The sequence below is a fragment of the Ruegeria sp. CG11 genome, assembly GCF_056537245.1.
Genome location: NZ_JBQFRE010000006.1, coordinates 121,638 through 132,801, shown reverse-complemented (window position 1 = coordinate 132,801; position 11,164 = coordinate 121,638). Strand labels below are relative to the sequence as shown.

Annotated in this window: 7 protein-coding genes and 3 pseudogenes; 6 read left to right on the top strand and 4 right to left on the bottom strand. The window is 52.1% G+C overall.

Annotation, left to right across the window (positions count from 1 at the left end; genetic code table 11):
- Positions 1-28: 28 nt before the first annotated feature.
- Positions 29-619: a toxin-activating lysine-acyltransferase gene (locus ACR0KW_RS15185; protein WP_480805741.1), complete on the bottom strand. Its 591-nt coding sequence runs from the start codon at positions 617-619 to the stop codon at positions 29-31.
- A 1,044-nt stretch (positions 620-1,663) separates the two neighbouring features.
- Here ACR0KW_RS15185 and ACR0KW_RS15180 point away from each other — a divergent pair.
- Both ACR0KW_RS15180 and ACR0KW_RS15175 read left to right on the top strand, forming a co-directional pair.
- Positions 1,664-2,611, top strand: a complete 948-nt coding sequence (locus tag ACR0KW_RS15180; RefSeq protein WP_480805770.1) for a DMT family transporter — start codon at positions 1,664-1,666, stop codon at positions 2,609-2,611.
- A 265-nt stretch (positions 2,612-2,876) separates the two neighbouring features.
- Complete coding sequence (locus ACR0KW_RS15175) at positions 2,877-4,904, top strand: oxidoreductase (protein ID WP_480805740.1); 2,028 nt, start codon at positions 2,877-2,879, stop codon at positions 4,902-4,904.
- Between the two features lie 169 nt (positions 4,905-5,073).
- Here ACR0KW_RS15175 and ACR0KW_RS15170 read toward each other — a convergent pair.
- Positions 5,074-5,762: pseudogene (locus ACR0KW_RS15170) on the bottom strand (IS6 family transposase).
- A gap of 99 nt (positions 5,763-5,861) precedes the next feature.
- Between ACR0KW_RS15170 and ACR0KW_RS15165 the strand changes: the two are divergent.
- The 4 genes and pseudogenes from ACR0KW_RS15165 to ACR0KW_RS15150 form a co-directional block, all read left to right on the top strand.
- A pseudogene (locus ACR0KW_RS15165) lies at positions 5,862-6,327 on the top strand (integrase core domain-containing protein); the annotation flags it as partial.
- A gap of 332 nt (positions 6,328-6,659) precedes the next feature.
- Positions 6,660-7,037, top strand: coding sequence for an HAD family hydrolase (locus ACR0KW_RS15160; RefSeq protein WP_480805739.1), 378 nt, complete (start codon positions 6,660-6,662; stop codon positions 7,035-7,037).
- A gap of 25 nt (positions 7,038-7,062) precedes the next feature.
- Positions 7,063-8,676, top strand: a complete 1,614-nt coding sequence (locus tag ACR0KW_RS15155) for a phosphotransferase (RefSeq protein WP_480805738.1) — start codon at positions 7,063-7,065, stop codon at positions 8,674-8,676.
- Positions 8,673-9,413, top strand: coding sequence for a glycosyltransferase family 2 protein (locus ACR0KW_RS15150; RefSeq protein WP_480805737.1), 741 nt, complete (start codon positions 8,673-8,675; stop codon positions 9,411-9,413). The genes ACR0KW_RS15155 and ACR0KW_RS15150 overlap by 4 nt, the downstream gene beginning before the upstream one ends.
- 9 nt (positions 9,414-9,422) lie before the next feature.
- Here the strand turns inward: ACR0KW_RS15150 and ACR0KW_RS15145 are convergent.
- A pseudogene (locus ACR0KW_RS15145) lies at positions 9,423-10,138 on the bottom strand (IS5 family transposase).
- Between the two features lie 120 nt (positions 10,139-10,258).
- Positions 10,259-11,062 carry a hypothetical protein gene (locus tag ACR0KW_RS15140; protein ID WP_480805736.1) on the bottom strand — a complete coding sequence of 268 codons (804 nt, stop codon included), beginning with the start codon at positions 11,060-11,062 and terminating at the stop codon, positions 10,259-10,261.
- Between the last annotated feature and the right edge of the window lie 102 nt (positions 11,063-11,164).

Below are 11,164 nucleotides of genomic sequence, written 5' to 3'. Positions count from 1 at the left end.
TTCGCTCAGGTTTCTTTGGCGCAGAAGCTCAAGCTTCTATATTTTCTTCAGTGTTTACTGCCTCAGGCTGAGCAGGCTGCATTTTCGCACCCAGCTTCTCGAGCGTTTCGGAAGCTACCAATCGTGCGATGATAGGGTGCAGACGAAGATCTCCGTCTTTGACCACTTGCTTAAAATTAGCGATTACATTGGTGGTAGTTTTCTGATCGGGCGCGATGACATCGAGAAGCCAGTTTATTTGCCCGCTATTCCATTCCTCCGCGCTAAGGCGAACTGGAAATACGCCTGCTTTGATTTGCTCGCGAATCTTGGCATCGACGTCTTCAGAAACACTCGCCCAAATTGCCATGCCTGCAACGTCCGTCATAGGATTATCTTTTTGAGCCGCAGGATATGCGATCGAAACGCGATCACGAATTAAGGGTTCTAACACCAAATGCTGCAAATCAGCGATCGTCTGGTTTCGATATCGTGGCAAACCCATCATGGCCATTACGATTTTTCCGAAGGTCTCGCGGATGTGTGTTCTCACTTCCGCAATTTGCTTAATCACTTCCGGATCAATCTCTTGAATACTTGCTGCTTCATCTGAAACCTTAGAGTCGCTCTTCTTAGCCATTATTCCCCCTCAAAATCTGCATTCTACAGTAGTGTATTGACTTGGATTTCAACCAACGCGGTATCTTTGTCATCGACTTACCCTGTCAAAATCAAGGCAGTCAGCTGAATTTTCGCATCCAGGTAGGGATATCCTGACCAATGCAAAAGCTTCGCACATCCATTCGTCTGATCTCTTTGCAAATCTAGCTTCTTATGCGCACACTTAATGTTAATCACTGACTCGTCCGTTAGGGATCCGTTGTGAAGTTCCGCACGCATCGCTGTATCTCAAGGATTGGATCGGACTTGTGCAGTCAGTTCAACCAAGCGTTAAAACGATCCGCGCCGGGGTGTGGACTGATTTTTGCGGATTACGTTTCCTGGTTCGAGGTCAACTAAGACAAACGTCGCTAAAGCAAAATTGAACCCCCACGGCGGTTCTGTCGCAAACTCTTTCCCCAATTTGTCAGGTCGGGCGTACTTTATGGTAACGCGTGCTCGGATAACCGACCTCCCTGCTCCATCTACTCAGCCTTCAAAGAAATTTGCGACAGAACCGATCAAAAGACCCGCGTTTTAACAATTTCGCGCAACGGTGAACAAATGTTGAACAAGCTCTTCTCCATGGATTGAAAACCAAATTGCTGTTCAAAAGTGAACATGCCAACTTTTCAATTAGGTAGCGTAGAGTGAAATTATCACTTGGATTTGCGGCACGTCGTATGCATGGCGGCAACCTCCGCCGCGCCACAGAAAATTTTGACGCGCGCGCTGAAAAATATCGTTATTTTTCGCCTACAGCATGAGTTTTGCAAACATATTTTGGGCTTACAGCGGACACCTGATACATGCAACGTCACTCTGATCGTACCAAATCCGGCCGTCTTGAGCGGCCCGTAGCAGACCCTGAATCCGGACATCCGATGCTGCTGTGCGACCTGTCAAACCTGCCCTTCGCTGCGGGCACAAATTTCAACCCGCCCCGGACTCGCGAGTGTCAGGACTTTTATCAGGCGTCGCATTGAGAACAGACACGCATTTGGCGGCAGTTCTTCATGATGGAATGACCTCCGCTGATTCCACACCTCAATCCACCGATCGCATCCTTGCTGGCGTTGCGCTGATGCTTGGATTTTGCCTGACTGCTCCTTTGCTGGATGTAGCTGCAAAACTCGCATCGGCCAGTGTTCCAGTTGGACAGATAACGGCTGCTCGCTTTGTAGTGCAGTGCGCGTTGATGGCACCGTTTATCTGGATAATGGGGCTATCGTTGCGTGTGGCGCGCGCTCAAGTGTTGGCACTCATATTCCGCTCATTGCTTTTGCTGTTCGCTACTTTTTGCTTCATTGCAGCAATTCGCGTGATGCCGCTTGCCGATGCGTTGGCAATCGTGTTTGTGGCCCCGTTCATTGTCCTATTGGTCGGCAAGTTTTATCTTGGCGAAGATGTCGGCCCTCGTCGTGTCGGGGCGGCTCTTGTGGGGTTTGTTGGCGTATTGTTCGTCATCCAACCCAGTTTCGCGGCCTTTGGTGCGGTTGCAATAATTCCGCTTGGCACGGCTGTTGCCTTCGCTTTCTACATTCTTGTGACGCGGGGATTGTCGCGTCGGATGCACCCCGTGGCCCTGCAGTTCCACACTGGCCTGATTGCCAGTCTGTTTTGCATTCCAATCTTAATAGTTGCGCACGGTTCCGGCTCCGAGCTTTTCGATCCCGTTTGGCCGACAGACATCGCGTGGTTGTGGCTTCTGGGGACCGGTTTTTTTGCGACGGTGAGCCACATGATGATGACCTATGCACTTTCGTTTGCCCCGTCCGCCACATTGGCACCTTTGCAGTACTTTGAGCTGCCGGTAGCAACCTTGTTTGGCTACCTTGTATTCAGTGACTTTCCGAACATGCTTAGCCTGCTTGGGATTGCCATCATCATCGGTGCAGGACTGTACATGATACATCGCGAAAGGATCGTAGCCAAACAGTTGGTCACAGCGCGCGCAGCGCCTCCAGTCTAAGACTACACGCGTCGCGGCCGTTGACTGACCTTGGTGGATCGAACGGCACCTGTCGGGTCTCCGTCTCTGCTCAACGAATTTTCCACATATGAATCTCGTGGTCGGGTCGTCTTTTCATACAGCTATGTCGGAAGCAGAGAATTCTCACGCGTTGCTTCCCAAATAAAATACATTCGACAACGAACCTCGTCAGGCATGAAATCTGACCGGCGGGCCCGGCTCTGGACAGTTTTCAAACAGCGAATTTGGCCGAAGGGATACGAAAGTGGCAAACCTACTTGATCCGTTTCAATTGAAACACCTAGCTTTGCGCAACCGTATCGTAAGCACTTCCCATGCACCGAATTTTGTCGAAGATGGCCATCCCCGGGACCGTTACAGGTTGTACCACGAGGAAAAGGCCAAGGGCGGAGTCGCCCTGACCATGGTCGGCGGGTCAACCAATATCGCCCCTGACAGCCCATCAGTGTTCGGCCAGCTCTATGCCGGCGATGACAGTATTATCCCATGGTTCCGGAAGCTTACAGATGGCGTACACGAACATGGTGCCGCCATCATGTGCCAGATCACCCATATGGGGCGGCGCACAGCCTGGGATGATGGGCATTGGCTGCCGGTTCTGGCTCCGTCTAGCATCCGAGAACGCGCGCACCGCGCCTTTCCCAAAGTGATGGAACAAGAGGATATCGACCGCGTGATCAGCGATTTCACCGCTGCTGCGCGCCGCTGTCAGCAGGGCGGGTTCGACGGGATCGAGATCCTGTCCCACTCACACCTTCTGGGGCAATTCCTGTCCCCGCTGACGAACAAGCGCGGCGATGACTATGGCGGGACGCTGGAGAACCGAATGCGCCTGACACTGCAAGTGCTTGACGCGGTACGCGCTGAAGTTGGCCCCGAGTTCATCCTGTCGATGCGCATTACCGGCGACGAACTGACCGAAGGTGGACTGAGCGCCGAAGATTGCATTGCCGCCGCACGGATGTTGGATAATTCCGGCCATGTCGACATGCTCAACATCCTCGCGGGTGCGCCTTATGATGATCTTGGCCTAGCCGAATGGGTGCGTCCCATGGGCCTGCCTGCGGCCCCACATATCACCGTGGCCGGGCGCATCCGTGATGCCGTCGATCTGCCGATACTGCACGCCGGGGGGATTGCGGATATTGCCACGGCCCGCCACGCGGTCTCTGGCGGCCATGTTGATCTGGTGGGTATGACCCGCGCACAGATGGCTGATCCCTATCTGGTAGAAAAACTCGCACGCGGGGATGAAGAACGCATCCGCCCCTGTGTCGGCTTGGGCTACTGTGTGGACCGCGTAAATCAGGGCAAACCTGCCGTGTGCGGGCACAATGCAGCCACGGGGCGTGAGCAGACCTTGCCTCACGTCATCACCCCCAGCGACCCACGCAAGAAAGTGATTGTTGTCGGTGGCGGACCCGGCGGGCTGGAGGCCGCCCGGGTCTGCGCCCTGCGCGGCCATGAGGTTGTGCTGTTCGAGGCGTCGGATCGGCTGGGCGGGCAGTTGATTCTGGCCGCCAAGGGGATGATACGCAGACAGATATGGTGCGTCGCTGACTGGTTGATTTCCGAGGTGACCGTGCTCGGGGTCGATATCCGCTTAAACACTTATGCCGAAGCCGATGACGTGCTGTCCGAAGCCCCAGATATCGTGATTATTGCAACTGGCGGCTGGCCCGAGCCTTTGTCCATTCTCGGTGGCGATCTGACGATTTCCAGCTGGGAGGTGTTGTCCGGTGAGGCGCGTGTCTCAGGCGAAGTGCTGTTGTTTGACGAGGTCGGCGACCACCCTGCGGCCGTCACAGCCGACACGCTGGCAAGCACCGGGTGTAGCGTCAATTTCGTTACCCCGGACCGGACCCTTCTGCATGACCTTGGCCCGACGACCTCTGCCGTTGCTTTGCGTGATCTCGCCGCCAATGGAGTTTCCTTCACCTGCCTGCAGGAAGTCGCCTCTCTCGCCCGTGAAGGTGGTCGGCTTCGCGCCAGCCTGCGGCATGTGTTAACGGGGGATGTCACTGAGCGCCTTGTTGATTGCGTGGTGGTAGAACATGGCTTGTCCCCGATGGCCGAACTCTATCACGACCTCAACCCAATCTCGCGCAACCATGGGCAGGTTGAACACAAGGCGCTCATTGACGGAACGTTTCCATTCGTTGACATCAATCGGAACGGTCAATTCTTTTTGGCCCGCATAGGTGACGCAGTTACCAGCCGAAATATGCACGCCGCAATTCTCGATGCCTTGCGCTTATGTGCTCCGGTCTGAAAGAAACCATGCTCCTCCGCCGATCAAAGATGGGAGCGGACTATCAGTTCTCGCGCAGCGAATGACAGGAAAGCGGCTTTGTTGCAAAGCTTTGAACGCGGTGCGTTATTTCAGCGACCGGTTCGCACTTATGCAGCCAGTTCGGTTTTGTAGCAAATTCTTTGGACGATCAGAAGCCACGTCTTTCCGGGCACACTTTTCCTGCCAGTTGGGCAAATTGCTGAAAGCCGGAATTCGTCACGTTAGAGAATTGGCGATTTCGGATGATGTTCGCAACCTCGATGCCATCCAAAGTAGCGGAGTCAGATGCGAAAGGCTTGAAACCACACATTTGGCGAACACGCCGCTTTATAAACCGATGATCCTGTTCGATCATGTTATTCAATAACTTTGACCTGACTGTCAGTACTTTGACCGGGCAGCCAAATCGCTTCAGGATTCGGTCCACCTCTCGGACACCTGCCCCATTGGCCCGCTCTTGTCGATCACGATTTTGTCCGGGATGCCGTTTGAAGACAAAGCCCGTGCAAAGAACCCAGTAACTGCCGTACCATTCCTCGGTTCATATAACATGAAATCAAGGGTGTCTCCTGCTTTGTCAACCGCCCGATAGAGATACATCCACTTGCCACGAACTTGCATGTAGGTTTCGTCCATGCGCCAGGATTTCTGTGCTGAGCGCTTCTTCGACTGTTCCTGAGCAGCGGCCAACGGTGAATACTTTACAACCCACCTGTTGAGGGTCGCGTGATCAACCCGCAGCCCCCCTTGCGCTTCCCGGACCAGTTTTAGCCAATAGCGTATATACCAAAGTTCGCCCGTTCGGGTCAGAACACCTTTCTCTACTAGGTCCTGCAGATCCCGCGTCGCCGTGGCGCGACGTTCCCATGATCGAGCTATAGTTCTCGGCACTCAGCCCCCCTTTAACCCATCCGGCCCCGCCTTGAACAAACGGGCGATTACAGTTGCTATATCATTGCATGGAAGCTTTGCACCACGATGAAGGCTGGAGATGACGAGACCATATTCGCCATTGATTCAAGAACAATGGTCGAATGACACTCTGGAACTGGGGGCGTCAGGCTGCAACTGGGCAACAGTTGCTCAGAAGCCCCGTTTACTCAGCGATAACGGCTCGTCTTACGTCGCAGCCGATCTGGCCAAGAACCTCGACGACAAAGGTGTGGATCACGTTCGAGGCGCACCACATCACCCGCAGACACAGGGCAAGGTTGAGCGCTGGCATCAGACGATGACGAACCAGGTTCTCCTGGAAAACTACTTCCTGCCGGGCGATCTCGAACGTCAGATCGGCGCATTCGTCGATCCCTACAACAACGACCGATACCACGAGAACATCAACAACCTGACTCCCGCCGATGTCTATCACGGCCGGGGCGCTAAGATCTTGAAGATGAGATAGGAGATCAAGAAACAAACAATCCAGAAACGCCGCTTGTAGCACCAATCCGCTGCCGCCTAAACTCAAACAGAAATCGAACCAGAACCTCCGATACAACACAGTCCACGGTCTCCGAAAAACTCTGACGACGGACAGTCCATTTCTTCGAAGATTACCGTCTGCTGAGGTATGAGCGCCCGTATAGTCAAGGATCGTCCCGCACGAGTCGGCATAGACAAAATATTCGAAACCACCTATGGGTATGCCTTGAAAAATGACACACTGTTTAAGCGGACAGGATCCGTATAGTCAGTTGTGATACATTCACGAAATTGAGGCGATGTGAGCGCTAAATGAAGCGATTGATTATCGATCTGGATGATACCATTACGGACGGCTCAAGCTCTCCCAGCTATGCAGAAAAAGCCCCGAACCAAGCCGTAGTAGAACGCCTTCGGGACTATCATAAGCGCGGGTTTGAAATTGTCATTCACACCAGCCGAAACATGCGCACCCACGCAGGCAACATTGGAAAAATAAACGTTCAAACTCTGCCTGGTATTGCAGCATGGTTGGAGAAACACGATATCCCACACGATGAAATCTGGGTTGGAAAACCCTGGTGCGGTTTTGAAGGGTTTTATATTGATGACAAGGCAATTCGCCCGGATGAGTTTGTTTCGCTCAGTTACGACGAAATACGAAAGCTGACAAACATGGACAAGTCGTGACGCCCGCCTTGAGGAGACCGCAATCGTGCTGATTATCATGTCGGGTCGCCGAGTCAGCCCTGAAATCGCTCACCAATTTGGAATGCTTCCGCCCAGTTTCTTGCCACTGGGGCAAGACAGGTTGTACTCCCACCAAGCCAAGCTCGCTCTGGGCGAACGCTGCGTTCTCACGCTGCCCGATGACTACGAAATATCTGGCGTTGACAGGGTAATGCTGGATCACAGCAACATCGAAGTCCTCCGCCAACCAGAAACTTTGCCGATCAGAGGGGCAATTTCGGGCGCGCTTGATATTTTGAAACCGCAGGAAAATGTTAGAATCCTGTATGGCGATACGTTAGTCCGTATGTCAAACGAAGATCTACTCCGGGATGACATTGTCGCCATAAAGGACAGTACAGCCAACTACCTGTGGGCCTTCGCTGAATGCGACGACAAAGGCGCGTTGGTGCGTTTTTCAGAAGATCCGCCCATCCACCAAAGCACCCGCAGGATCGTATCAGGCTATTTCAACTTCTCGGATCCCGATAAACTGCACGCCGCCTGTGTCGAAGACAAAATCACCGGCGCACTCAACAGTTATCACCGATGCAATGGCCTTTCACTAGCTGAACCTGAAGAGTGGTATGACTTTGGCCACTTGCCACTTTATTTCCGGTCAAAGCGAGACATGCTGACAGCACGCTCGTTTAACGAGGTTAAGTTCGAGGATGGCTACACTGTCAAGCGATCCAAAAATGTCACAAAAATTCGCGCCGAGGCCAATTGGTACGAAAATATCCCGAACAGGCTGCGCCTCCACACACCGCGATATCTCGGGCGGGCCGAAGGTGACTATCAGGCTGGGTACGCGCTTGAATATGTTCATCATCCCTTACTTGCAGATCTGCATGTGTTTGGTGAGCTCTCTCTTGCAAACTGGCTCGAAATCTTGCGTAGCTGCGTCGATTTCTTACAGGAATGCCGCAAATTGCGCCCGCAGGCGTTCAGCCCTGAAGCTTCTGAGCAATTCGCGAACTCATTTTTTCAGGACATGTATGTTCAAAAAACCTGGGACCGGCTCGGGCATTTTTGCGAAACATCTGACATCTCTCTGGATCAACAGATTGCGGTTAATGGCATCGTGCTCCCGAGCTTAAAACAAATTGTGACCGAGCTACTTGCTGAAATCCTGGCGACGTCACCAGAAGACATTTGCATGTGGCATGGTGACTTCTTTTTTGGAAACATTTTCTATGACTTCACTGCAGGTCGTGTGATCTGCATCGACCCCCGCGGTCAACTGGCGTCCGGGGATCAAAGTATGTACGGCGACTATCGCTATGATCTGGGCAAGCTCGCACATTCAATTCTTGGCAATTACGATAAAATCATACTCGGTCGGTCCGTACTGGAAGAAAATTCAGAGTTTGATTGGCTCTTCTCGGTAGCATCCAGCTCGTATGATCACGAGGTAGAAGAGATTTTCTTTCAGCAGGTGTCCGAGTCTTTTGGAGTGCAAAAAGCTGAACTCATTGCGCATATGGGACTTTTGTTTTTCACTATGCTCCCTCTGCACGAAGAAGATCCGGTTCGCCAAAAGATGTTACTTTGCTCTGGATTACTGGCTTACGAACGAATGCAAGGAGCCAAGGCATGATCGTTATTCCTATGGCTGGAATGAGCAGCCGCTTTTACCGCAGCGGATACACAAAACCAAAGTATATGTTGCACGTGAACGGCTACAGTGTTTTCCGCAATGCAATACAAAGCTTCCAACATTACTTCGGAAAAGAGCGTTTTCTTTTCGTCTACCGTGAAATTGATGACACCAAGGCATTCCTCATACATGAACTTAGCGAAATGGGTCTTACTGCCGACATGTATGACCTTGTTGAACTGGACCATGAAACCAGTGGGCAGGCTGAAACTGTGGCTCTTGGACTGCGTGCGGTCAACATCTCCCCAGATGAGCCTCTAACCATTTTCAACATAGATACCTTTCGCCCCGGTTTCCGCTATCCGACCGAGTTCGATCTGTCCGCTACAGATGGGTATATCGAGGTTTTTAAAGGCGAAGGCGATCATTGGTCGTTCGTGCGCCCCGACAAAGCCCCGAACGCAGCCCTCGAGGTGGCTGAGAAAGTTAGGATCTCTGACCTGTGCAGTTCCGGCCTTTACTACTTCAAAAGCTCAGAGTTTTTCTTTTCTTTATATAGCCAGATCGAAACAACAGATCCCAAACAACTGCAAGGTGGCGAGCGATACATTGCTCCACTCTACAACCGCGCGATCCGGCAAGGAGCAAAGATCTATTACCACACAATTTCGATCGAAGAGGTCATCTTCTGCGGCACACCGGATGAATATGAGGCTTTGAAACGCGACGAAATCTAGGCTCAGGATTCATAGCCAATAGATGACGAGTGCTGCGAGGGCGAAGGCTGAGAAGAAGACCTTCTGGCGTCTGTCGTATCTTGTCGCGTCGCGTTGCTAATCGTCGAGCTTGTCGAACATATTCTCTATCCGACTGCGGCGTTTGTAGCGGTGCTGGCCGCACCTCACGGGCTTCTAGCGTTGCTTTCCGCCAGGGATGCAGGAGCCTATTCCTTCGTTTTCAACGCTTCTCTGAACCAACCAGCGTCATAATCTCATTCGCCAAGTAGCCAATCGACATCAGGCAGACTGCTCAGCATCGCGCGCACTCCGATGTAGTCACTCACCTGTCCTGCGGTGACAAACAGATTGAGCGGTCGCCCCTTGCCATCGCAATTGGCGTGCAACTTGATGTCTATACGGCCCTTGGTGCGACCAATCAGGCGACCATGCCCCTTTTATTGACGCCCAGTCTGGGACGCCGTTCGACGGGCTTTGAGGCAAGTGGCGTCGATCATAATGGTCGTATGCTCGCCGTGGTCAGCAGCCAAACCTACTATTATCTGTGCAAAGATACCCTTCTCACTCCAACGCTTCCAGCGATTGTTGGGTGTCTTATGCGGGCCGAATTCTTTCAGCGCGTCGCTCCAGCGCAACCCGTTGCGATTAATGAATATAATGCCACTTAGGACACGCCTGTCATCAACCCTCGGTTTGCCATGGGACTTTAGGAAGAAGGGCTTCAGACATGCTCACCGCTCGTTTTTTTAACCATGAAGCAAGCCATCAGTCAGAAATCTATGTGTCTTGAGCCTAAGGTTGCTCACCTATCCATTCTATCCAATCCTCAAACCAAAAAGTACCGCCTACCACCGATTGATTTTGCAAGGCGTACTAAAGAACTTTACGGTAAGACCTTCGTCTTTGCAGTACCTCTTGACCAGCCGCTCTCCGACCGGAGTCCCCTCCCAAGTATGATCACCGGAACACTCTTCCCAATAATGCGGCAAACGCTCAAACAGGTTCGAATATCGGTCCATCGCATTTGAAGAGCCAAAAACAAACTTGTCGCTAACCTGAACTTTGGTCTGGATATTATAGTCTGACGCCCAAATCGTATTGCTATCAAATTCCGCATCTCTAATGAAGTCTAGGCTACCTTCCAAAAGCAGATCCGGGCGAATTCTAATAACGACATCATACAGCCGGCCGAATTCCTTTTCGGTCTTTTTTTTCAGCGCATTTGCGCGTTCAATCATATAAAAACTAGGCAATGCGCTTTTCGAATGGATGGGCTCAGCCTCTGCAAGCTTGGCCGGTCTTTTGACCCCTGAAAGCTCATCAAAGTAACCTGTGTCGAAACTCTCAACGATAGCATCTTTGGCGCCGAAGGCCTCGATCACCTCTTCTCGGCTGACAGAGTCTGTTACGATTAAATCTTCCTTATGCGAGTTTCCCACCTGCGCCCAGGTTGCCACAAAAACATCCGCATTTAACGGCGCGACTAGGTGTTCTTTCAAAGCATCAGTACACTCTCTGAAGGTTCGCAATTGCCCACCGACGCACACCGCGACTCGAAGGTCCTCCAGTTCGCGGTTGTTGTTTCGTTTTGCCCCAGCCCTAGACCCTGAAGAAAACCATCCCGTCACCTGTGATAGAAAATTCACCAATATTTTCAAACTCCTATGGGCAGCAACAAAACACTATAAGTCACCCATATCTGATATGCTCTTTTTTTACCGACACTCCCCAAGGTCGGCAGATTTGACGTC